Below are 23,962 nucleotides of genomic sequence, written 5' to 3' on the forward strand. Positions count from 1 at the left end.
GGTAGCCGAAAGTGTACAAAAAGAGTGTCTTGGAATACCCGATATTTAAACCTTGTCGAGAAAAACTTGACACATACGCTAAAATCAAAATGATTGCCAGCACGGCTGCGAAAGCGCTATACTAAAAGAAGAAATTTGGCTTTTTTCTGTACCAATGTGTTTGAAAATTGTTTATAATGATTTATGTAAGCGGGCGCATGTACGTCAAAAAATAGACAAATATAATTATTATATTATAATAGAGTATGTGATCGCTTGCATATTGCCGGCCGGCAACCGTTATTTATTCCGCAGAAAAATATATACCCCGAAATCAACTTATCTACGTTTGAGATGGGGGAAACAACCTTAAGGAGAAGGAGAGATAAGCATGACAGCAACAAGAGGTCTAGAGGGGGTCGTTGCAAGTGAAACTTCAATCAGCTCGATCATCGATGACACGCTTACATATGTCGGCTACGGCATTGATGATTTAGCAGAAAAAGCCAGCTTTGAAGAAGTCGTCTACCTGCTGTGGCATTTAAAACTGCCGACAAAATCCGAACTGGAAACATTTAAGCAGGAACTGGCGGATCATATGGAATTGCCGAAAGAAATTTTGGATAGCTTTAAAACTTACCCGATCGGGAAAGTGCACCCGATGGCCGCGCTCCGTACCGCTGTTTCCGCACTCGCGCTTTACGATGATGAAGCAGATGCAATGGACCGGGAAGCAAACTTGCGCAAAGCCATCCGGCTGCAGGCAAAAATACCGGCAATTGTTGCCGCTTTCGCAAGGGTCAGGAAAGGCCTAGAACCTGTCGCACCGCGCAGAGATCTCGGTTTTGCCGCAAACTTCCTGTACATGTTAAAAGAAAAGGAACCGGAACCGATTGAAGTGGAAGCCTTTAACAAAGCGCTTGTACTGCATGCGGACCATGAACTGAACGCATCCACTTTTACTGCACGCGTTTGTGTTGCGACGCTTTCCGACATCTATTCCGGCGTTACCGCTGCAATCGGTGCATTAAAAGGCCCGCTCCACGGCGGCGCAAATGAGCAGGTCATGAAAATGCTCACGGAAATCGGTTCGGTCGATAAAGTGGAAGATTACCTGCATGAAAAATTCATCAACAAAGAAAAAATTATGGGTTTTGGCCACCGCGTTTACAGAAAAGGCGATCCGCGTGCAAAACACCTGAAAAAAATGTCGGAAAAATTGACAGAGCTGACCGGACAGCGTAAATATTATGATATGTCGGTAAAAATTGAGCAAATTGTCACGAGCGAAAAAGGCATTCCTGCCAATGTAGACTTTTATTCTGCATCTGTCTATCATTGCCTCGGCATTGATCATGACCTGTTTACGCCGATTTTTGCCGTCAGCCGCATTTCCGGATGGATCGCCCATATTTTGGAACAATACGCCAACAACCGGATTATCCGCCCACGCGCGGAATATATTGGCCCGGGCATGCGCCAGTACGTTCCGCTTGAAGACCGGTAACGGGACCTTGGCGGGGAACCATCCCGGCTGAATGTATCCGTTATTTTCTTAAAACGCCCGCCCGTGCCTGGAAGTATTTAGGGATGGGCAAGCGTGCATCAGGTGGGGAAGGACCGGCTCAGGACCTTGCACGGGGCCGGTTCATTCCGTGTACACAACAAGTATAAACTGATATTGGGACTGGAGGAGATTTTGAAATGGCACAAGGAGAAAAGATCACCGTAGAAAACGGCGTATTAAACACACCGAATCACCCGATTATTCCATTTATCGAAGGGGACGGCACCGGCCCTGATATTTGGGCGGCTGCACAGCGCGTATTGGATGCGGCTGTTGAGAAGGCCTATAAAGGCGAAAAGAAAATTGTCTGGAAAGAAGTCTATGCAGGCGAAAAAGCGTTTAATAAAACAGGGGAATGGCTGCCGCAGGAAACGCTTGACACGATCCGCGAATATTTCATTGCCATTAAAGGGCCATTAACCACTCCGGTCGGCGGCGGGATCCGTTCGCTGAATGTTGCGCTGCGCCAGGAACTCGACTTATTCGTCTGCCTGCGCCCTGTCCGTTATTTTGATGGTGTCCCTTCCCCGGTTAAACGCCCGCAGGATACCGATATGGTCATTTTCCGCGAAAATACGGAAGACATTTATGCCGGCATTGAATATCAAGAAGGTTCACCGGAAGTGAAAAAAGTCATTTCGTTTTTGCAAGATGAAATGGGCGTGAAAAAAATCCGCTTCCCGGAAACTTCCGGTATCGGCATCAAACCGGTATCGAAAGAAGGAACGGAACGGCTGGTGCGCGCTGCGATTAACTATGCGATCAAAGAAGGGCGCAAATCCGTTACGCTGGTACATAAAGGCAATATCATGAAATTTACGGAAGGCGCGTTTAAAAACTGGGGTTACGAACTGGCGGAAAGGGAATTCGGCGATAAAGTCTTCACATGGTCCGAATACGACCGCATTAAAGAAGAAAAAGGCGCGGATGCTGCCAACCAGGCGCAGAAAGAAGCAGAAGCAAACGGCAAGATCATTATCAAAGATGCGATTGCCGATATCTTCCTGCAACAAATTTTGACCCGTCCGCGCGAATTTGACGTCGTCGCAACGATGAACTTAAACGGCGACTACATTTCGGATGCGCTCGCTGCACAAGTCGGCGGCATCGGGATTGCCCCTGGCGCGAACATCAACTACGAAACCGGCCATGCCATTTTCGAAGCGACGCACGGAACGGCACCGAAATATGCCGGCTTGGATAAAGTGAACCCTTCATCCGTTATTTTGTCGGGTGTTTTGATGCTTGAACATTTGGGCTGGAATGAAGCGGCAAAATTGATTATCGGTTCGATGGAAAAAACGATCGCATCCAAAGTGGTCACATACGACTTTGCCCGCCTGATGGATGGCGCAAGAGAAGTCAAATGCTCTGAATTTGGCGATGAACTGATTAAAAACATGGGGAAATAACGGACAAATGATTTACGGCAAGCCGGCTGCCTTTTTACAGCCGGCTGACATTTAAACAAAGGGGGCTCGTCATGCTGAAAAGGAAAAAAATATCGGTCATTGGCGGCGGTTTTACAGGGGCGACAACGGCGTTTCTGATTGCCCAAAAAGAACTGGGGGATGTGGTGCTCGTTGACATCCCGCAAATGGAAAACCCGGTAAAAGGGAAAGCCTTGGACATGTTTGAAGCATCCCCGGTACAGGGGTTTGATGCAAAGATCACCGGCACGTCCGATTATGCAGACACAAAGGATTCCGATGTTGTCGTCATCACGGCGGGCGTTGCGCGCAAACCGGGGATGAGCCGGGACGACCTTGTGCAGACAAACCAAAAGATCATGGAAAACGTGACAAAGGAAATTGTGAAATACTCGCCAAACGCCGTGCTGATAGTACTGACGAACCCGGTTGATGCAATGACCTACACGGTTTATCAAACATCCGGTTTTCCGAAAAACCGCGTAATCGGCCAGTCGGGTGTGCTCGACACGGCAAGATTCCGCGCTTTCGTCGCAGAGGAACTGGACGTCTCCGTCAAAGACGTTACCGGTTTTGTGCTCGGCGGCCATGGCGATGAGATGGTGCCGCTCGTCCGTTACGCTTACGCAGGCGGCATTCCGCTCGAAACATTACTTCCCAAAGAGCGCCTCGATAAAATTGTGGAACGGACAAGAAAAGGCGGCGGGGAAATCGTGAACCTGCTTGGTAACGGCAGTGCTTATTATGCGCCCGCAGCAGCATTAACGGAAATGGTGGAAGCCATTGCCAAAGATCAGCGCCGCATCCTGCCTGCCGTTGCTTATCTCGAAGGCGAATACGGCTACAACGGCATTTATCTCGGCATTCCGGTCATTTTGGGCGGCAACGGCCTTGAAAAAATCATCGAACTCGATCTGACACCGGAAGAAAAAGCAGCGCTTGACAAATCCGCCGCCTCCGTCCGGAAAGTCATGGATGCCCTCGCATAAACAGAAAATCCTGCTCCAAATCCGCATGAAGGGTTTGGGGCTTTTTTTCGCGTCTGATCCTCTAAAAATTGCTGGAAAAGGTGATGATCGCGCCTTTTTTAGCGGCAATATTTCATTTATTTTTTTAAAAGCGCCGCGATTTTTCCTTTGCGCCGAATCATGGTAAAATGGGGAAAGGAATATGAACGGATATTCTCCATTTTTCCGGGAGGTTTTGGTTTTGAAAAAATTGATTTTAATTGATGGAAACAGCATTGCCTATAGGGCGTTTTTTGCTTTGCCGCTTTTGAACAATGACAAAGGCATACATACGAATGCGGTTTACGGCTTTACGATGATGCTTTCCAAAATATTGGAAGAGGAAAAGCCGACGCATATTTTGGTGGCGTTTGATGCCGGCAAAACGACCTTCCGCCACGAAACATACAGCGAATATAAAGGAACGCGCCAAAAAACCCCGCCGGAACTGTCCGAACAGTTCCCGCTGATTCGGGAACTGCTCGATGCCCACGGGATTGAACGGTACGAACTGGAAAATTACGAAGCGGATGACATCATCGGCACCCTGTCGAAAAAAGCGGAAGAAGAAGGGTTTATTGTGAAAGTCATCTCCGGCGACAAAGATATGACGCAGCTTGTTTCGCCGAAAACAACGGTAATGATTACGCGTAAAGGGATCACCGATATGGAAGCCTACACGCCGGCGCATGTCGAGGAAAAATACGGGTTAACGCCGCATCAGATCATCGACATGAAAGGGCTGATGGGCGATTCATCCGATAACATTCCCGGCGTGCCGGGCATCGGGGAAAAAACAGCCATTAAGCTGTTAAAACAGTTCCCGACGGTGGAAGAGCTGCTTGACCATATCGGGGAAGTATCCGGGAAAAAACTGCAGGAAAAATTGGAGGCGAACAAAGAACAGGCGCTGATGAGCAAAGAACTCGCCACCATTCACCGTGACATTCCGCTTTCCATTTCCATTGAACAGGCGGCATACAAGCACGCCGACCCGGAAAAATTACGGCATTTGTACCAGGAATTGGGCTTTAAATCAATGCTTGAAAAAATGGGCGGGGACACCCCGACGGAAGAAAAACCGGCACTGGAAGCCATTTCTTTTTCCATTGCCGAAGACATTACGGACAACTTGTTTGCCGATGTTTCTTCTTTTTATGTGGAGATTCTCGATGAAAATTACCATACTGGCGAGATCATCGGGTTCGGTTTAAAAAACGAAAAAGGGCTCTTTTTCCTCCGGGCGGAAGACGCACTTTCTTCCGAAGCGTTCAAAAAATGGGTGGAAGATGAAAGCAAAATCAAACACGTCTACGATGCAAAGCGTTCAATTGTCGCTTTGAGACGGTACGGCATAGACCTGCGTGGGACCGACTTTGACTTGCTGCTCGTTTCCTATCTCTTGAATCCTTCCGATACGGTCGAAGATTTTGCCTCGGTGGCAAAAACGCATGATTATGGGAACGTGGAAACGGATGAGGCTGTCTACGGAAAAGGCGCGAAACGGAAGCTGCCCGAGGAAAAACGGTACGCCGAGCATATTTCCCGGAAAGCGGAAGCGATAGATGCCCTTTGCGAACCTTGCACAAAAGCGCTCAAAAACAACGGCCAGCTTGAACTGTTTGAACAACTCGAGCTCCCACTTTCCCTTATTTTGGCGGATATGGAATACACCGGCGTGAAAGTCGATACCGACCGGTTAAAAGAAATGGGCGAAGAATTTAAACTCCGGCTTCATGAAATTGAGCAGCGGATTTACAGCATGGCCGGCACTGAATTCAACATCAATTCGCCGAAGCAGCTTGGCGTCATTCTTTTTGAAAAAATGGGGCTGCCTGTCATTAAAAAAACAAAAACGGGATACTCCACGTCTGCCGATGTGCTCGAAAAACTGGAGCCTGCCCACGAAATCGTCAGGGAAATCCTTCATTACCGGCAGCTTGGGAAACTCCAGTCCACCTATATTGAGGGGCTCTTAAAAGTGGTCCACCAAGATGGCAAAGTCCATACGCGTTTTAACCAAGCATTGACGCAGACCGGCCGCCTCAGCTCGACGGATCCGAATTTGCAAAATATCCCGATCCGCATGGAAGAAGGCCGGAAAATTCGTCAAGCGTTTGTCCCGTCGGAAGAAGGCTGGCTTATTTTTTCATCGGATTACTCGCAGGTGGAATTGCGGGTGCTCGCCCATATTTCCGGCGATGAAAAGCTGATTGAAGCGTTCCGCGAAGGCATGGATATCCATACGAAAACGGCGATGGAAGTTTTCCATGTGAAAGCGGAAGAAGTAACGTCTGAGATGCGGCGCCAGGCAAAAGCGGTCAACTTCGGGATCGTATATGGCATCAGCGACTACGGGCTTTCGCAAAATCTCGGCATTTCCCGCAAGGAAGCCGGCGAATTTATCAAACGGTATTTTGCGTCCTACCCGCGCGTCAAGGAATATATGGATGAAATTGTCAGGGAAGCCAAGCAAAAAGGCTATGTCTCCACCCTTTTAAAGCGGCGGCGTTACTTGCCGGAAATTACAAGCCGGAATTTCAACTTGCGCAGCTTTGCTGAAAGGACGGCCATGAATACACCGATCCAGGGAAGTGCAGCTGATATTATTAAAAAAGCGATGATCGATATGGCAAAAAGGCTGAAAAAAGAAAAACTGCGGGCGCGGCTGCTGCTGCAGGTCCATGACGAGCTGATTTTCGAAGCGCCGGAAGAAGAGATTGAAGTGTTAAAAGAAATTGTGCCGGAAGTGATGGAGCATGCCGTAGATCTCGCCGCTCCCCTGAAAGTGGATTCCGCATACGGGCCGACCTGGTTTGATGCAAAATAGCTGCAGGCAACAAAGAAAGGAAAGAGGAATCAAGCATGCCGGAATTACCGGAAGTGGAAACGATACGAAGAACGCTGGCACAGCTCGTTGCTGGCGAAACGATTGAAAGCGTAACGGTGCTTTTGCCAAAAATGGTCAAAAAGCCGCTTCACACAGAGGCGTTTGCCGATGCTCTGGCCGGTGAAACGATCCGTTCGCTCGGGCGGCGCGGCAAATTTCTCATTTTTTACACGGACCATTACGCGCTTGTCTCCCATTTGCGCATGGAAGGGCGATACCGGGTTTATGACCAAAATGAACCGGTTGAAAAGCATACGCATATGATTTTTCATTTTCAATCCGGAAAGGAACTAAGGTACAAAGATGTCCGCAAATTTGGGACAATGCATTTGTTTTTAAAGGGGGAGGAATTGTCCTCTCTCCCGCTTTCAAAACTCGGCCCTGAGCCGCTATCCGATACGTTTACGGAAAAATATTTATACGGCCAACTAAAGAAAACGGAACGCAATGTCAAATCCTGTTTGCTCGATCAGACGGTCATTTCCGGGCTCGGGAACATTTATGTGGACGAATCCTTGTTCCGTGCTCACATCTATCCGGAGCGAAAAGCAAAGTCACTGACAAAAAAAGACGTGCATCTTTTACACAGCGAGATCATTCAAACGTTGCAGGAAGCCGTTGAAAAAGGCGGCAGCACGGTCCGTTCCTATGTAAATTCGCAAGGACAGATGGGCATGTTCCAGCTCGAGCTGTATGTTTACGGCCGGAAAGGGGAGCCGTGCCGGAAATGCGGCACCCCGATTGAAAAGATGGTTACAGCAGGCCGCGGCACCCATTACTGCCCGAATTGCCAAAAGAAACGCAGATAACAGGTTGAACATTGGCCATGCCCCCTCCATACACTAATAGCAGCGATGCAAAACGGAAGGGGCGATGGCCGTGGGTTTCCGGCTTTCGATTTTGCTATTGGCATTGGCGGTCAGCATGGATAATTTCAGCACAGGTTTTACATACGGGCTGCGGAAGATGAAGATTCCGCTTAAGTCCCTCCTCATCATCGCCGTTTGTTCGGGGGCGTCTTTATTTCTTTCCGTGCTGTTCGGGAAGAGCCTACTCCATTGGATTCGCCCGGAAACGGCAAACCGGATTGGCGGCGTGATTTTAATTTTGATCGGGGCATGGGTGATGGTCCAGTTTTTCCGGTCAAACGACGAAAAAGAAGAACCCGGGGAAAAGGTCGTGCTCAACTTTGAAATCCGCTCATTGGGCGTCGTCATCCATATTTTGAAAAAACCGACGAGCGCGGATTTTGACCGTTCCGGGGCCATTACGGGAATCGAAGCGGTCATGCTTGGGATTGCGCTCTCGCTCGATGCATTCGGTGCCGGGATCGGTGCGGGCATCATGGGCTACTCCCCGTTTCTGCTCAGTTTCCTTGTTGCCGGCATGAGCTTTTTGCTTGTCTCTTCCGGCATCCGGCTCGGCATGCTGTTTTCCCGGCTGCAATGGATCCGGAAAATTTCCTTTATACCAGGTGTTCTCCTCATTTTGATCGGTATATGCAAGTTTTAACAAGGCAGGTGGGAGTATGGCAAAGATTATCGGCTTAACAGGCGGGATTGCAAGCGGCAAAAGCACGGTGTCCAATATGCTGAAAACAAAAGGGTTTACGATTGTCGATGCGGATATTGCCGCAAGAAAAGTGGTCGAACCCGGCGAACTTGCGTATGAACAAATCATTGAAGCGTTCGGCGAAGGGATTTTGCTGCAAGATCTCACGCTTGACCGGAAAAAACTCGGGGCACTCATTTTTGCGGATGAAGCACTCCGGATGAAACTAAACAGCATTGTCCACCCTGCAGTCCGGGCCTGGATGACGCGGGAAAAGGACCGGGCAATTGAAAATGGGAAAAAAACTGTCTTTCTGGATATCCCGCTTCTTTTTGAAAGCCGGCTTACCTATATGGTTGAACGCACCATCCTCGTTTACGTGGATGAAGAGACGCAGTTAAAGAGATTAATGACCCGAAACGGCCTTTCAGAAAAAGAAGCGCAGATGCGGATCCGGGCGCAAATGCCGCTGAGCGAAAAAAAGGCACTGGCGGATGCGGTGCTCGACAACAATGGCAGCCTGGAGGAAACAAAACAGCAGCTTGAAAAAATCGTGTCAGATTGGCAGCTCGTTCCATGATGGGTACATCATGGTTTTTTTTATGCAAAAATAGGGGAATAACGCTACATAACTTTTAAAATATGATATACTAATTGATGAATAATGGATTAAAAGTATGTCATTTATTATTCGAAGGAGTTGTCTGCACTGTGGAAACAAAAATTGCGATTAATGGTTTCGGCCGCATCGGCAGAATGGTTTTCAGAAAAGCCATGATGGATAACGCTTTAAATATTGTGGCGGTGAATGCCTGCTATCCGGCGGAAACACTGGCACATTTGATTAAATATGACTCCATCCACGGCGTATTTCCCGGAGAAGTGGAAGTGGAAGAAGAGGAAGCACTCATTGTGAACGGCAAACGCATCCGGCTTTTGGCGGAACGCAATCCGGCCCAACTGCCGTGGGGAAAAATGGATATTGATGTGGTAATTGAAGCAACCGGAAAATTCAATGCAAGGGAAAAAGCCGCGCTCCATCTTCAGGCAGGCGCGAAAAAAGTACTGTTGACAGCGCCCGGGAAGAATGAAGATGTCACGATTGTTTTAGGGGTAAATGAAAACGTTTTAGATATCGAGCGGCATCATATTATCTCGAACGCTTCCTGCACCACAAACTGCCTGGCACCGGTCGCGAAAGTACTTGATGAACAATTCGGGATTGTAAACGGCCTGATGACAACAGTCCATTCTTATACGAATGACCAGAACAATATCGACAATCCGCATAAAGATTTAAGGCGTGCCCGGGCCTGTGGCAAATCGATCATTCCGACGACAACCGGGGCGGCAAAAGCGTTAGGCCTTGTCCTCCCGCAACTGAAAGGGAAACTGCACGGCATGGCGCTGCGTGTTCCGACCCCGGATGTATCGCTAGTGGACCTTGTCGTCGATTTGAAAAAAGAAGTGACGGCAGAAGAAGTGAATGATGCATTTAAGGCGGCGGCGAAAGGCTCGCTGCAAGGCATTTTGGACTATACAGAAGTGCCGCTCGTTTCTTCGGATTATACGACAAATCCGTACTCGGCCATTGTCGACGGCTTATCCACGATGGTCATGGATGGAAGCAAAGTCAAGGTGTTGGCCTGGTACGATAATGAATGGGGCTATTCTTGCCGCGTCGTACAACTGGCACAGCTCGTCGCGGAAAAAATGGAAGAAACCGGGAAAATCAATATTGCCTAAGCCGAACGGAGCAGCACCAGCCTGCTCCGTTTTCGTTACCAGTTTTCAGAGCCGCGCCGGAGGATGACTTGTGCGGGACGCTGACGAAATAGAAGTGTAAACCTTTCTATTCTATTGATGGATAGATGAAAAGTGAGGACTTTTCCGGATATACAAACAGAAGATACATCCAATATGTTCTGCATGTATAAATTTCTTTCGGGAATAGGATAAACCTTTCTGTTGTCTATTCGCCTTCTTTTATATATGATGGTAGTAAGAATGTATCAGAACGGGGGGTTCATATGAAATGTCCGTCTTGCCATAGCAACAATACGCGTGTGATCGATTCAAGGCCGGTGGACGAAGGCCGTTCCATCCGCAGAAGGCGTGAATGCGAAGACTGCTCGTACCGCTTCACCACGTTTGAAAAAGTGGAAGAAACCCCGCTCATTGTCGTGAAAAAAGACGGCAACCGCGAAGAATTTAACCGTGAGAAAATTTTGCGCGGGCTGATTAAAGCGTGTGAAAAACGGCCTGTGTCGCTGGACCAGCTTGAAAAAATCTCCATGGAGATCGAAAAAGAAATCCGCAGGCAAGGATATACAGAAGTCAGTTCCACCCTGATCGGGGAAATGGTGATGGACAGGCTGTCGAAAGTGGATGAAGTGGCCTATGTCCGCTTTGCTTCCGTTTACCGCCAATTTAAAGACTTGAATGTTTTTCTCGATGAACTGAAAGAATTGCTCAACAAGAATGCTTAAACGGAGTGCCTTTTATGAAACCGATTTGGAATGAAATACAGCCAGCTGACCGTTATCGTGCATCGTCAAACGGCCTGCTTCAGGACTACGATCAAAAGGTCATTTCGCTCCTGTACCAGCCGTTAATCGGGCCGCAATGTTACAGCCTGTATATGACATTATGGAATGAAGTGGAAGTCGGCCGGCTCTGGTCCGAAGACTGGAACCATTACCATCTGATGAGCTTTTTATCCATGAATTTGTCTGAAATTTACGAAGCCCGGCTGAAGCTTGAAGGCATTGGGCTTTTGAAAACATATATGAAACAAACGGACGACATCCGCATGTTTATATACGAACTGCAGCCGCCCCTGTCCCCGGAACAGTTTTTCAACGACGGTTTGTTAAATGTTTTCCTGTACCGGCAGCTCGGCAGAACACATTTCCAGCGGTTGAAACACTTCTTCTCCGACCGCGCCGTAGAACCGGGTGAGTACCGGGACATCACCCGCTCATTCCAGGATGTGTATGCCGCAAAAATCGGCCCCGAAGTGCTGAATGAGGCGGAAGCGCAGCAAATCAGCCGACTGGAAGAAAACCGCCGCTATATCGAAAAAACCGCCGCCCCGGTCATAAAAATCGAAAACACCCATTTTAATTTTGACCTTTTATATGCAAACTTACGTGATGAACTGATTCCGCTGCGTGCCATTACGCCGGAAGTCAGAGAAGCGATTGTGAAGCTTTCATTTTTATACGGTTTAAATGAGCTGGACATAAAGAAAATTTTGCTCCAGGCATTGACGGCAGACTTGGAAATCCGGGTGGAGGATTTGCGGAAAATCGCGCGCAGCTGGTACCAGATTGAACATCATGACGAACTGCCACGCCTTGTTGACCGCTTCCAGCCAGAAGCGGATGCGAAAGAACAAAAAGAGCCGGAAAACGATGAGGAGAAATTCCTCCGCTACCTGGAAACGACTTCTCCGAGACAAATGCTGATCGATTTTTCGGGCGGCAGCGAACCGGCGAAAGCAGATCTTGCCGCCATTGAAGAAGTCATGTTTGCCCAGCAGCTTCCCCTTGGGGTTGTAAATGTACTAATCCAATATGTTTTATTTAAAACCGATATGAAGCTGTCGAAAAATTATTTAGAAAAAGTGGCTTCCCATTGGGCGCGCAAAAAACTGAAAACCGCCAAGGAAGCGATGGCGTTTGCCAAAAAAGAAGACCGCCAGTACAAACAATGGCTGAACAATAAAGAGAAGAACGGCACCGGACGGAGAAAGCCGGTCCGGGTTGAAAAGCTGCCGGACTGGTTTAAAAAAGAAGACCAAAAAACCACTGCGACCGCGGTCCAAGCCGATGGCGAGTCAATGGAAGAAAAAAGAAAAAGGCTTGAAAAAATACGTGAACAATACAAGAAAGGGTGAAGGCGGTGGAAAACATAAATGAGACACTCAAAAGGCTTTCATCCAATCCTAGTTTCCGCAAGCGTTATGAAGAAATGAAGCAGGAAATCATCACGCATCCCGACATCCGCGCTTTTTTGGATGCACACCACGGTGAAGTCACAAAATCGATGATTGAAAAAAGCTGGATGAAACTGTACGAATTCATTTCACAGGAAAAAAATTGCAGCCGGTGCAAAAGCCTTGGCGAATGCGTGAATATGATGAAAGGGTATGTGCCGGAACTCGTTATTGAACATGGCAATATTGAGATCCACTATAAAAGGTGCCAGAAGAAAATATTGGAGGATGAGCGCAATAAAACGCGCAGGCTGATCCAAAGCATGCACATGCCGAAAAAAATATTGGAGGCGTCCTTTGGTGATTTTTTCCTTGAACAAATGGGGCGTCTTGATGCATACGATTTTGCGCATCGCTTTGTCCGTGAATACGAGCCGGGCAAAAAAATGAAGGGACTATATTTATACGGCAATTTCGGCGTCGGCAAATCGTATTTGCTTGGTGCAATTGCGAACGAGCTGGCGGACCGGAAACAGGTCTCTTCTTTAATCGTGTATGTGCCTGAGTTTTTCCGCGAAATGAAGGACTCGATCGGCGACCACTCCACCGGGGAAAAGCTGGATACGGTGAAGCAAGTGCCCGTATTGATGTTGGATGATATCGGTGCGGAAACGAACTCGAGCTGGACGCGGGATGAAGTGCTCGGCCCGATTCTCCAATACAGGATGCAGGAAGACCTTCCCACTTTTTTTACATCCAATTTCAGCTATGAGGATTTAGAGTACCATTTCACTTATACCCAGCGCGGGGAAAAGGAAGAATTGAAAGCAGCGCGCATTCTCGAGCGCATCAAATATTTAAGCGCCCCTGTCCGGATGGAGGGGCCGAACCAGCGGGCCTGACCCTTGCATGAGGGGGCCCGCCTTTTTCATTTCGTAACGCTTTCCCGTCTTCTATTTGCTGATGCCGCTTCATATACATAAGGTAAAGCAAACGAGAATGTTTTACCGTACAGGGGGGGCTTGGATTGGAATTCCTGATCAGGGACAAGGATGATGCATTATGGATAAAAGCATATTTTGCAAAGGAAAAACGGCGCACTGTGAAAATCCGGGAAGCAGTGCTGCATGGGAAAATACATTATGTTGTGGAAGCGGCCGGCAATAAACAGGAACTGCAGGCAGCCGTTGCAAATTTCATCATGAAGAAAAAAAGAAACGAGTGGATTTGTAACCAACTGAAACAAGCCTATTTTTTTCAGGCGGAAGAAGAGCAAAACCGGATACTCGAAATCGTAGACGGCATGCTGAAAGGAGAGCGGCCGGAGCTGACGGATCTGGCGGGTGAGATCGACGAACGCGCCGCTATTGAAGGAGCGGTCGCACCGCTGGTTGGCGAATCGTGCACATTGCCGCTCGCTTCCGTGCTGACGTTCCGCTTAAAAGGCTATTTTGACTGTCTTGACCGATACATCGGCATTGCGATTGACGAATACAAAATGGAACAGGAATACCAGATTTTTGTGCAAAGCCTTAGGGATTACTTAAAGCAAAAAGAACCAAAAAGGGAAAAAATAAAGCTTTGCCTCGGGGAACAGGTGAAATTTTACAACGGCCAATTCCGGGAAATGACGAGGGAAGAACTGAACGGATTGATTGACCGCAGGCTTCTGTCCAACCACCCTGTCTATATTGACTCAGTCACAATTGCACCGCTTTTATCGATTGCGCCCAGCCGGATTGAAATTTATACGGATACGCCGGACCAGGCTTTGATTCGTACGATATGCAATATTTTTGAAGAACGGGTGGCCGTGAAAAGCCGGATGCATTTTATGCACGATCAATTCGCCGCCAGTGAATAAAAAGGGGGCTTGAACCGGGGGCAAATGCAGCACGGCAATAAAATCAATCGCCATCCCTTGATTTTTTCATTGCAAACTTCTATAATTACTTACATAATCAATTGGAAATGAAAAAGTCAATGTGATGACGAGGACAACAGGATTCTGTTACCGCCTTTCAGAGAGGAAAGCCTCAGGCTGCAAGCTTTCCGGCACGGACAGGATGCTTACCGCCTCCGAACTTCAGTCGTGAACAAAATCAGTAGCGGCTGACGGATATTTCCGTTATCATACTCAAGCCGCGCGTAAAGACGTGCGGAAATGAGGGTGGAACCGCGTGTACAAAACTCGTCCCTTGCCGGGGGCGGGTTTTTTATTTTTTGGCTGTGTTTTCGTGCGGACGTGCTCGTACGGATGCCTGCAAAAAGCAGCCTCGTGCAGGCCGCCCGCGTGACAGCTTAATTTTTAAAGGAGTGGGACATATGGCAGAGATCGTAAAAATCACTTTTCCAGATGGTGCTTTAAAGGAATTTCCATTTGGAACAACAACGGAAGAGATTGCCCAATCGATCAGCCCGGGCCTCAGGAAAAAGGCGCTCGCCGGCAAACTGAACGGCAAACTGCTCGATTTGCGCACACCGATTGAAGAAGACGGCGCAATTGAAATCGTCACCCCTGAGCATGAAGATGCGCTCGGAATCTTGCGCCACAGCACGGCACATTTGATGGCACAGGCTGTCCGCCGCCTGTACGGCAATGTCAAGTTTGGTGTCGGCCCTGCAATTGAAAACGGATTTTACTACGACATGGATCTTGAAGTGTCACTCACGCCGGAAGACTTGCCGAAAATTGAAAAGGAAATGAAAAAAATTGTTGCGGAAAATCTTGAAATTGTCCGCAAAGTCGTATCCCGTGACGAAGCCAGAAAAATATTTGCACATGATGAATACAAGCTTGAACTGATTGATGCGATTCCGGACGAAACGGTCACGGTTTATGAACAGGGCGAATTTGTTGACCTGTGCCGCGGCGTCCATGTGCCATCAACCGGAAAAATTAAGGAATTCAAGTTATTAAACATTGCCGGTGCATACTGGCGCGGCGACAGCAACAACAAAATGATGCAGCGCATATACGGGACGGCTTTCTTCAAGAAAGAAGATCTCGAAGCCCATTTGAAATTCCTGGAAGAAGCAAAAGAACGCGACCACAGGAAAATCGGGAAAGAACTCGAACTTTTCACGAACTCGCAAAAAGTCGGACAAGGCCTGCCGCTCTGGCTGCCAAAAGGCGCAACGATCCGCCGCACCATTGAACGGTATATTGTCGACAAGGAAGTCAAACTCGGCTATGACCACGTCTATACGCCGGTGCTTGGCAGCGTGGACCTGTATAAAACGAGCGGCCACTGGGACCATTACCAGGAAGATATGTTCCCGGTCATGAAAATGGACAATGAAGAACTCGTGTTGCGTCCGATGAACTGCCCGCACCATATGATGGTGTATAAAAATACGATCCACAGCTACCGCGAATTGCCGATCCGGATTGCCGAACTCGGGCTCATGCACCGTTATGAAATGTCAGGTGCGCTCTCCGGCCTGCAACGGGTGCGCGGCATGACATTGAATGATGCCCATATTTTCGTGCGTCCGGACCAGATTAAAGAAGAATTCAAGCGCGTGGTCGAACTGATTCTTGAGGTATATAAAGATTTCAACATTACCGACTACTCGTTCCGCCTGTCGTACCGTGACCCGGAAAATACGGACAAGTATTATGATGATGATGAAATGTGGAACAAGGCACAGGCGATGCTGAAAGAAACGATGGATGATTTTGGTTTTGACTATTACGAAGCGGAAGGCGAAGCCGCATTTTACGGCCCGAAGCTCGACGTCCAGGTCCGCACGGCGCTTGGCAAAGACGAAACATTGTCAACCGTGCAGCTTGACTTCCTGCTCCCGGAACGGTTTGACCTGACGTATGTCGGGGAAGACGGTAAGCCGCACCGCCCGGTTGTCATCCATCGCGGCGTTGTCTCGACAATGGAACGGTTTGTCGCTTATTTAATCGAGGAATACAAAGGGGCGTTTCCGACATGGCTTGCGCCGATTCAAGTACAAGTGATCCCGGTATCACCGGATGCCCATTATGACTATGCGCGGAAAGTCCAAGAAGCGCTCAAGGCGGAAGGGGTCCGCGCTGAACTTGATGCCCGCGATGAAAAATTGGGCTACCGGATCCGTGAAGCCCAAGTGCAAAAAATCCCGTACGCGCTCGTTGTCGGCGACCAGGAAGCCACAGACAATGCGGTCAATGTTCGCAAATACGGCGAGAAACAAACGGAAACGGTGCCGGTGGACACATTCCTCAGCAAGATAAAAGAAGAAATAAAACGGTAAAACAGACAAGAAATCACGCACCCTAAAGGACCACAAAAAGGTTTGCAGGGTGCTTTTTATTATATAATAGAGGAAAAAATGGGTTGGCACAGGGGAAGGGGACGGAGCCCAATGCACTTATTTCGGAATCGTCATTTTAATGCGTTGTTTTTTGGCAGGCTGTTCACCAATATTGGGGATAGTGTTTATTATATTGCCATGATGTGGATGGTTTTAAAATTAGGGGGGAACTCGACGGTCTATACCGGATTTGCCGGATTCTTATTTTCGCTGACAGAGGTGCTGAGCTTATTTTACGGCCCGGTTCTTGACAAAATAAATGCAAAAAAATTGCTGGTTACAGCAAGCGTTTTACAAGCCGGCTTACTGCTTCTTCTTGTTGTTTTAAGCAAGTATGGAATCATGAATGTCTGGCTGCTGTTGCTTTCCATCCCGGTTCTTTCGTTTTTATCGGAACTGACTTACCCGTTAGAAAGCGTATTATTGCCGAAAGCCGTGGAAAAGAAAGATCTCGTCAAGGCCAATTCACTCATGTCCATTGCATATAAGGGTTCGGATTTTTTCTTTAATGGGATTGCCGGGTTTATCCTCGCCGCTTTCTCGATGTCGATGGTGCTCGGGATGAATTCGCTTCTTTTTATACTCTCATCCATTCTGTTTTTGTTTTTAAAAGTACAGGTAAAAAGAAGCAAGCAAACCGGGAGCGTACGGGAAGAATGGCAGGCGTACAAACGGGATTTTAAAGAAGGCCTATCGTTTGTCAAACAGCCTTTCATCTTGCAATTATTAATCCCCTTGCTGTTTTTAAACTTTTTTTTCGCAATTGTAATGGTCGTATTACCTTCTTTCGCCAATACTACGGGCGAAGGCGCTTCATCCTACGGCATCATGACAGCGGCTTTGGGCTTAGGGGCTTTGGCAGGAGCGGCAGGCGCGGATAAAATCAGCCGGATATTTCCGTTTGGCAAAATATTGGCTGCAGGCTTTTTGCTCTCCGGGTTGTCCTGGCTTTTCATGATTTTATTGAGCAATGTTTCGATATGGTATGTTTATACGCTTATGTTTATTTCCGAGTTATCTATTGGTGCCATCAATGTTTTGTTTTCTGCCATATTTCAGCAATTGCCTGATGAACAAATGTTAGGGCGGGTCAATACCATCAACGTGAGTTTGCTATCGCTTGCGATGCCGGCAGGATCATTGATCGGCGGCGTGATGGCCAAGATCACTTCCGTCCAGCTTACCATGAGCTTTTTTGGAATAGGGCTGTTTGTCCTGGCACTGTTTTATATGGGAAGCGGAAGAATGAGAAAACTGCCAAAAGTTGTGGAGATTGACCATACGTATGTGAAATTAAGTAGATAAAAAAGGAGATAAATGGAAGGTACAACCATCATTCAGAAAAATGGATTGAAACCGGTGGCATGGTTAGGAGGGGAAAATGAAAAATTGATTTACATTTGATCCAATTTCCGTTCATTTTATATAAAATGCCGCTCTCTTGCCTACCGAAAAAAGCATGTAAATAGATGCTCAGGCTTGATGTAAAAGCTTTATTTTTAGAAGCTTTTGTTTCAACAAAGACAAGCATTTTCATTAAGCACTTCAGAGAGGAGACCAAAAAAACACTTGCGATTTCTCTGCCGTTTTGATAAAATAACGCATGTTGAGCCAAAAAAAGTTAAACAGATTTTCCGGGATTCTTGCAAATTGACATGGATACGGTAAAGTGATACAATAATTGAGTGAATTTGAATATAAGTTTGTGAAAAGAAGGAGCAGCCCGCTTCTCACCTGTTGACGCAATGGTGCAGTTGTCAGGTATCTATCAATGATCGTGATCATAAGCGCGGGTGTGTTCCCTGCGCTTTTTTTCGTGTGCAGTACGTTCAGGGCTTTTTCGCAAGCGAAATATTCACACGTTTGTTTGAAATTATCTTGGAGGTGGCTCATTATTAGCAAAGATATGATGGTGAACGAAGGCATTCGTGCCCGCGAAGTCCGTTTAATCGGCCAAAACGGCGAACAGATGGGGGTTAAATCCCGGAACGAAGCATTGGAGATTGCGGCACGTGCCAACCTTGACCTTGTACTTGTTGCGCCAAACGCAAAACCGCCTGTTGCCCGCATCATGGATTACGGAAAATACCGTTTCGAGATGCAGAAAAAAGACAGGGAAGCACGAAAAAAACAAAAAATCATTAACGTAAAAGAGGTTCGTTTGAGCCCGACCATCGAAGAACATGACTTTAATACAAAACTCCGCAATGCCATTAAGTTTTTGGAAAAAGGCGATAAGGTAAAAGCCTCGATCCGCTTTAAAGGCCGCGCCATTACCCATAAAGAAATCGGGCAGCGTGTCCTCGACCGGTTTGCAGAAGCATGTGCCGAAGTCGCCACGGTCGAATCCAAACCGAAAATGGACGGACGGAGCATGTTCTTAGTGCTCACACCAAAAACAGAGAAGAAGTAACGCCAACTTAAGGAGGACTAATCATGCCAAAAATGAAAACTCACCGCGGCTCTGCCAAGCGTTTTAAGAAAACCGGCTCCGGCAGCCTGAAACGTTCCCACGCTTACAGAAGCCATTTGTTCGCAAATAAAGTGACAAAACAAAAACGCCAGCTGCGTAAATCAACGCTTGTATCCGCAAGCGACATGAAACGCATCCGCCAAATGCTCGACAATCTGTAAGAAAACAAAGCTTTCAATTAGGAGGAAAAGATTATGCCACGTGTAAAAGGCGGTACAGTTACCCGCAGACGACGCAAAAAAGTTCTGAAATTAGCCAAAGGTTATTATGGTTCAAAACATACATTATTTAAAGTTGCCAATCAGCAAGTAATGAAATCCTACATGTATGCGTATCGCGACCGTCGCCAGAAAAAACGCGATTTCCGCAAACTGTGGATTACCCGTATTAACGCTGCGGCAAGAATCAACGGCCTTTCCTACAGCCGTTTGATGCACGGTTTGAAACAGGCCGGCATTGAAGTGAACCGCAAAATGCTTGCCGACCTCGCTGTGAACGATGCACAAGCATTTGCCGAACTGGCAAACAAAGCAAAAGCAGCATTATAATCAAAAAAACAGAGCTTCCGGCATGCCGGGGGCTCTGTTTTTTAAAAAAAGCATTATAAATTTTCCGTCTGCTGTCTGATTTCTTCCTGGTTCAAAGTTTCGTTTGTAGCTTCCAAATTGGCATGTTCGTCCACTGACTCGCCCGGCTGAAATTCTTTTTGGTCGGATGCGATTGTCATTTCAGGCTCTGCCGGAATTTTTGGCATCTTTTTCGTCATTTTAACCAAGAATAGTCCCCCTTCTGGTAAAAAATTTCCGGATTCCCGGAAAAAAGTAAAAACCTGTTTTAGTTTGATATAATCATGGAAGAACTATACGAGGAGCGATTTCAATGGATGATGTTTTAAAGGTAAAATTATTGCATCCTGATGCACAACTGCCGCAAAGGGCCAATCCTGGAGATGCAGGGTTGGATTTATATTCCATCGAAGAAAAAAACATTGCACCGGGGGAAGCGGAACTGATCCGTACCGGCATTGCCATCGAGCTGCCGCGCAGAACAGAGGCGCAGGTCAGGCCGAGAAGCGGGCTCGCTTTAAAACACAGGGTCACCGTTTTAAACAGCCCGGGTACGATTGATGAGGGGTACAGAGGAGAAATTAAAGTCATTTTAATCAACTTTGGAAAGACGCCATTCAAAGTTGAAAAAGGGATGCGAATCGCCCAAATGATTATCGCACCCGTCATGTCTGTCACCGTAAGTGTTACGGAACAGTTAGCAGAATCCGAAAGAGGGGAAGGCGGGTTCGGATCCACTGGGATTGCCAAAATAAATGAAAAATAAAATTTCTTTTCATGAGATTTTTTCAACGAAATTTAATCTGTGCATGGTATAGTGGTTCCTGAGCAATTAGATCCGAATAACGAGGAATCCTATGAACAGTTTAATACACTTTATAAAAGAGCATGCATTTGAACTGGCTGCAGTATTGTGTTTTGCGCTCCCGCCTGTTGGTCTGTTTATCATGCTTGTATTCAGCCTTTCGGAACTGTACAGGCATATCAAAAATAAACGGTTGTTTTCATCTTCCCCTGTCTCCTTTTTCTTTCTCTGTCTTTTGGCAGCAACCACCGGAGCGGCTGTGCAAATGGGAGAACCGCTCCTTCTTGCTGAAAGCTTAAGGATTTTGTTTTACTGGGGAATTTTCCTTAAAATTATGGACAGCGGAACAAGGGGCAGATTCAAGCATTTCCGCTGGATTGTGATCGGCTGTGGCCTTTATGGTATTTTCATTGGCTGGCTTCCAAAAATGTTGTCGGATGACCCAGTGCTGGCATTTCTGACCGGCACGGAGCTGTTCGGTTTTAAACATTACAACAGATTAATCGGCAGTACTTACAATCCGAATTTCACGATGTTTCTGCTACTGATCGGGATTTCATTTCTGTTTGCGGAGATGCTGAAAGACGCGGGCAAGAAAGACTGGAAAAACTTGATTTGGAAATGTATCCCGCTTTTTTTCCTTAGTAAAGGCGTCTTTGATACTGGATCACGGGCCGGTTTTATTTCGATGATATGCATTTATTTTATTTTCTTTTTCAGATGGAATAAATGGATTTTTGGAGGCGGGCTTCTGTTTCTGGCGCTCGGAGCAGGCAAGCTTGCGGCGGTCATCCCGAGAGTTCATTCCATTGAAGGTTCTCTAACGGGCAGGGAAAAGATCTGGTATCATTCCTATAAAATTTTTGAAACCCACTTTTTGTTTGGCACAACACCACTTGGTTTCGGGAAAGTATATGCCAGCCTGTTCCATAAAAATATTTACCACGCCCATGATATTTTTATCGGTTTTTTTGTCGAATACGGGGCAATTGGCGGTATTGCTTTTCTTGCTGTATTAGTCATGGGGATGTTCAAATTGGGCAGATTATTTTTCATAAAAAGAAATTATCGTTACTTGAACATTTTTCTGCTCAGCCTGCCGGTAATCGTCCTGACCGGCTTTCTCGATGAACCAGTTTTCTCGCCCCAAATCGGGATGCTGGCAGTAGTGCTTTTATCCTACTGGGAGTGGTATTCAAAGCGAATGTTTCAGCCGCATGTCGCGTTTTTAAACAGGCTAAACGTCAAACGCAACATATTAAAACGGCAGCTTCCCAAACCGGAACTGCAGTCTATCAGCCGGGCCATCACGGGAGAAATAAAAGCGATTGAATCCGTGGTCCATGAAACGGCAGAGCCATTTGAAATCTGCAAAAAAGAAGTCAGGAACAATCGGGGCAAACCGGACGAAAAAACGCCGGACAAAGAGCTGAGTGATAAAACACCGGATAAAGAAAACGAATAGAGGGACAAGCATATCTGTCGTGTGAAGTGGCACTGCATGATCAAACTTGCTTTCCAACAGGCAAAAAACGTCCCTACAGATGTTTTCAGGAGCGTTTGCAGATTTGCCGGCTAGCTGTTCAAGATAGGTTGAGGATGAGAAATCCGTTCAAAGTGGAAAAAAGGTTACGAATTGCCCAAATGACGATCGCGCCCTGGAAACGGTTAGCTGAATCCAAAAGAGGGAAAGGCGAATTCGGGTCCACAGAATAGGCTGCGGGAGAGGACATGGACCGAGCCATTTCTAAACGGATTGGAACCGGTAAAAGAATGAAAATGGGCCTGCGTAAATGTTCAAGAACAGGATCAAGAAAAAATGCGTCTCATTTTTAAAATGGATTGTCGCATACTATACTAGTATAGTAACCAAAAAAAGAGTGATAAAAAAATGACGTATCCACGATCTTTTTCACATATCGGCCTTTCCGTTCCTGATTTGGACAAAGCCGTTCAATTTTATACCGAGGTGATGGGCTGGTACGTGATCATGGAACCATCTGAAATTAAAGAAGACGACAGCGCCATTGGCATCATGTGCAAAGATGTTTTCGGCTCTGGCTGGGGGTCGTTCCGCATCGCACACTTGGCAATGGGCGACGGAACAGGTGTTGAAATGTTTGAGTTCAAAAACAATGAAACACCTGACAATAACTTCGAGTACTGGAAAACGGGCATTTTCCATTATGCCGTCCAGGATCCGGATGTAGAAGGCCTCGTGGAAAAAATAAAAGCGCACGGGGGTAAACAACGGATGCCGATCCGTGAATATTATCCGGGGAAAAAGCCTTACCGGATGGTTTACTGCGAAGATCCGTTCGGCAACTTAGTGGAAATTTACAGCCACAGTTATGAATTGACATATTCAGAAGGCGCTTATTAAGGAGGAACCGGAAATTGAAAGGATGGCTTATCGGGAAACCTGCAAGCATTGACGACCTCACATGGGGAGAAGTGCCGGATCCTCGTGCAGGTGAAGGACAGCTTGTTGTGAAAGTGATGAGCACCGCTTTAAACCCGGTTGACTACCAATTGATTGAATCCGGCAATCCAAACTGGGTGTATCCGCATATAACCGGTGTCGATCTTGCGGGGGAAGTTGTTGAAGTTGGCCCGGATCCGTCTGGTTTTAAAACAGGTGACCGGATAGCATGCCACACCGATTTGAACCGGAAAGGGGCATTTGCACAATTTGCGGCCATTGATGCAAATGCAGCCGCAAAAATCCCTGATGGCGTTTCTTATGACGAAGCGGTAGCTGTGCTTTGTGCCGGGATGACCGCATATCAGGCAGTGGTGCAAAAATTAAACCATACTGACAAGCAAACGATTTTGATCCATGCCGGCGCCGGCGGAGTTGGCGGATTTGCCATTCAGCTCGCGAAAGAACTCGGGTTAAAAGTATTCACCACCGCTTCCGCCGCCAATCACGAATGGGTCAAATCGCTCGGTGCAGATACAGCGATAGACTATCATACAGAAGATGTCACAAAAAGAATCATGGAAGAGACGGACGGGGAAGGGGTGGACCTGATATTGAACACTGTCAGTTTCGCCGAAGCGACCGAAGATTTGAAGCGGCTCGCTTTTTCCGGCCAGCTCGCATATATTGCAGGCGCCCCGGACTTATCCGGCATAAAGCCGTTCACGCTTGCGCCATCGATTCATGAAGTCGCCCTCGGTGCAGCCCATGCGAGCGGCTCCGTCCGGGCAAAGCAAAACCTGGCTTTTATGGCGGATGAATTGATGCAGCGTGTGAAAAAAGGGACGCTGAATCCGATGGTCAACCAAGTGCTCCCGCGTGAGGAACTGCCGGCCGGTTTGAAAACCTTAAAAGGCCGCCACGTACGAGGAAAAATCATTGTCAGAATGCATGAAGCATGATTCTAAAAGCGCCCGCTGCCGGACTTGCGGGTACCCCAAGCGGGAACATTCCTGATTTTTGC

General features: G+C 47.3%; 22 protein-coding genes and 2 other annotated features. Of the genes, 21 read left to right on the top strand and 1 reads right to left on the bottom strand.

Annotation, left to right across the window (positions count from 1 at the left end; genetic code table 11):
• Positions 1 to 370: 370 nt before the first annotated feature.
• From citZ to rplT, 17 genes are all read left to right on the top strand, one after another.
• Entirely contained in the window at positions 371 to 1,486 is a 1,116-nt protein-coding gene (citZ, locus tag NFR98_RS03260; protein WP_014097751.1) for a citrate synthase, read from the top strand.
• A gap of 197 nt (positions 1,487 to 1,683) precedes the next feature.
• Positions 1,684 to 2,958 (top strand): NADP-dependent isocitrate dehydrogenase, encoded by a 1,275-nt coding sequence (gene icd, locus NFR98_RS03265; RefSeq protein ID WP_014097752.1) that lies wholly within the window; start codon positions 1,684 to 1,686, stop codon positions 2,956 to 2,958.
• A gap of 71 nt (positions 2,959 to 3,029) precedes the next feature.
• Positions 3,030 to 3,965 carry a malate dehydrogenase gene (gene mdh, locus NFR98_RS03270; protein WP_014097753.1) on the top strand — a complete coding sequence of 312 codons (936 nt, stop codon included), beginning with the start codon at positions 3,030 to 3,032 and terminating at the stop codon, positions 3,963 to 3,965.
• Between the two features lie 181 nt (positions 3,966 to 4,146).
• Positions 4,147 to 6,813, top strand: coding sequence for a DNA polymerase I (polA, locus tag NFR98_RS03275; protein ID WP_052123268.1), 2,667 nt, complete (start codon positions 4,147 to 4,149; stop codon positions 6,811 to 6,813).
• A 35-nt stretch (positions 6,814 to 6,848) separates the two neighbouring features.
• On the top strand, positions 6,849 to 7,682 hold the full coding sequence (gene mutM, locus NFR98_RS03280) for a DNA-formamidopyrimidine glycosylase (RefSeq protein ID WP_014097755.1): 834 nt from the start codon (positions 6,849 to 6,851) through the stop codon (positions 7,680 to 7,682).
• 64 nt (positions 7,683 to 7,746) lie between these two features.
• The gene (gene ytaF, locus NFR98_RS03285) at positions 7,747 to 8,385 is read left to right on the top strand and encodes a sporulation membrane protein YtaF (protein WP_014097756.1); all 639 of its coding nucleotides are present in this window, start codon (positions 7,747 to 7,749) and stop codon (positions 8,383 to 8,385) included.
• Between the two features lie 16 nt (positions 8,386 to 8,401).
• Positions 8,402 to 9,004 carry a dephospho-CoA kinase gene (gene coaE / locus NFR98_RS03290; RefSeq protein WP_014097757.1) on the top strand — a complete coding sequence of 201 codons (603 nt, stop codon included), beginning with the start codon at positions 8,402 to 8,404 and terminating at the stop codon, positions 9,002 to 9,004.
• 131 nt (positions 9,005 to 9,135) lie between these two features.
• Entirely contained in the window at positions 9,136 to 10,170 is a 1,035-nt protein-coding gene (locus NFR98_RS03295) for a glyceraldehyde-3-phosphate dehydrogenase (protein WP_035188398.1), read from the top strand.
• 284 nt (positions 10,171 to 10,454) lie between these two features.
• Positions 10,455 to 10,913: a transcriptional regulator NrdR gene (gene nrdR, locus NFR98_RS03300; protein ID WP_013859905.1), complete on the top strand. Its 459-nt coding sequence runs from the start codon at positions 10,455 to 10,457 to the stop codon at positions 10,911 to 10,913.
• A gap of 14 nt (positions 10,914 to 10,927) precedes the next feature.
• Positions 10,928 to 12,325, top strand: a complete 1,398-nt coding sequence (locus tag NFR98_RS03305) for a replication initiation and membrane attachment family protein (protein WP_251459687.1) — start codon at positions 10,928 to 10,930, stop codon at positions 12,323 to 12,325.
• A 5-nt stretch (positions 12,326 to 12,330) separates the two neighbouring features.
• Positions 12,331 to 13,266: a primosomal protein DnaI gene (gene dnaI / locus NFR98_RS03310; RefSeq protein ID WP_035188395.1), complete on the top strand. Its 936-nt coding sequence runs from the start codon at positions 12,331 to 12,333 to the stop codon at positions 13,264 to 13,266.
• A 125-nt stretch (positions 13,267 to 13,391) separates the two neighbouring features.
• Positions 13,392 to 14,228: a putative sporulation protein YtxC gene (locus tag NFR98_RS03315; protein WP_035188393.1), complete on the top strand. Its 837-nt coding sequence runs from the start codon at positions 13,392 to 13,394 to the stop codon at positions 14,226 to 14,228.
• A gap of 115 nt (positions 14,229 to 14,343) precedes the next feature.
• Positions 14,344 to 14,566 (top strand) — a binding site (T-box leader).
• Between the two features lie 123 nt (positions 14,567 to 14,689).
• A complete protein-coding gene (gene thrS / locus NFR98_RS03320; RefSeq protein ID WP_046721129.1) occupies positions 14,690 to 16,612 on the top strand; it encodes a threonine--tRNA ligase in 1,923 nt (640 codons plus the stop codon).
• A gap of 111 nt (positions 16,613 to 16,723) precedes the next feature.
• Entirely contained in the window at positions 16,724 to 17,977 is a 1,254-nt protein-coding gene (locus NFR98_RS03325; protein WP_251459689.1) for an MFS transporter, read from the top strand.
• A 399-nt stretch (positions 17,978 to 18,376) separates the two neighbouring features.
• Positions 18,377 to 18,492, top strand: a sequence feature (ribosomal protein L20 leader region).
• Positions 18,493 to 18,563: 71 nt separating this feature from the next.
• The gene (infC, locus tag NFR98_RS03330) at positions 18,564 to 19,085 is read left to right on the top strand and encodes a translation initiation factor IF-3 (RefSeq protein ID WP_162096694.1); all 522 of its coding nucleotides are present in this window, start codon (positions 18,564 to 18,566) and stop codon (positions 19,083 to 19,085) included.
• Positions 19,086 to 19,108: 23 nt separating this feature from the next.
• A complete protein-coding gene (gene rpmI / locus NFR98_RS03335) occupies positions 19,109 to 19,306 on the top strand; it encodes a 50S ribosomal protein L35 (RefSeq protein WP_013859898.1) in 198 nt (65 codons plus the stop codon).
• 33 nt (positions 19,307 to 19,339) lie between these two features.
• Positions 19,340 to 19,693 (top strand): 50S ribosomal protein L20, encoded by a 354-nt coding sequence (gene rplT / locus NFR98_RS03340; protein ID WP_013859897.1) that lies wholly within the window; start codon positions 19,340 to 19,342, stop codon positions 19,691 to 19,693.
• A gap of 53 nt (positions 19,694 to 19,746) precedes the next feature.
• Here rplT and NFR98_RS03345 read toward each other — a convergent pair whose 3' ends face one another.
• Positions 19,747 to 19,920, bottom strand: a complete 174-nt coding sequence (locus NFR98_RS03345; protein WP_168986088.1) for a hypothetical protein — start codon at positions 19,918 to 19,920, stop codon at positions 19,747 to 19,749.
• A gap of 104 nt (positions 19,921 to 20,024) precedes the next feature.
• Between NFR98_RS03345 and dut the strand changes: the two genes are divergently transcribed.
• The 4 genes from dut to NFR98_RS03365 all read left to right on the top strand — a co-directional run bounded on the left by dut (position 20,025) and on the right by NFR98_RS03365 (position 23,900).
• The gene (dut, locus tag NFR98_RS03350) at positions 20,025 to 20,477 is read left to right on the top strand and encodes a dUTP diphosphatase (protein WP_035188387.1); all 453 of its coding nucleotides are present in this window, start codon (positions 20,025 to 20,027) and stop codon (positions 20,475 to 20,477) included.
• 91 nt (positions 20,478 to 20,568) lie between these two features.
• On the top strand, positions 20,569 to 21,981 hold the full coding sequence (locus tag NFR98_RS03355) for an O-antigen ligase family protein (protein WP_251459691.1): 1,413 nt from the start codon (positions 20,569 to 20,571) through the stop codon (positions 21,979 to 21,981).
• A gap of 426 nt (positions 21,982 to 22,407) precedes the next feature.
• Positions 22,408 to 22,899 carry a lactoylglutathione lyase family protein gene (locus NFR98_RS03360; RefSeq protein WP_014097780.1) on the top strand — a complete coding sequence of 164 codons (492 nt, stop codon included), beginning with the start codon at positions 22,408 to 22,410 and terminating at the stop codon, positions 22,897 to 22,899.
• 14 nt (positions 22,900 to 22,913) lie between these two features.
• Complete coding sequence (locus tag NFR98_RS03365) at positions 22,914 to 23,900, top strand: zinc-binding dehydrogenase (protein ID WP_014097781.1); 987 nt, start codon at positions 22,914 to 22,916, stop codon at positions 23,898 to 23,900.
• The last annotated feature ends 62 nt before the right edge of the window (positions 23,901 to 23,962 follow it).

The organism is Weizmannia agrestimuris (genome assembly GCF_943193165.1).
Lineage (GTDB): Bacteria > Bacillota > Bacilli > Bacillales > Bacillaceae_C > Weizmannia > Weizmannia faecalis.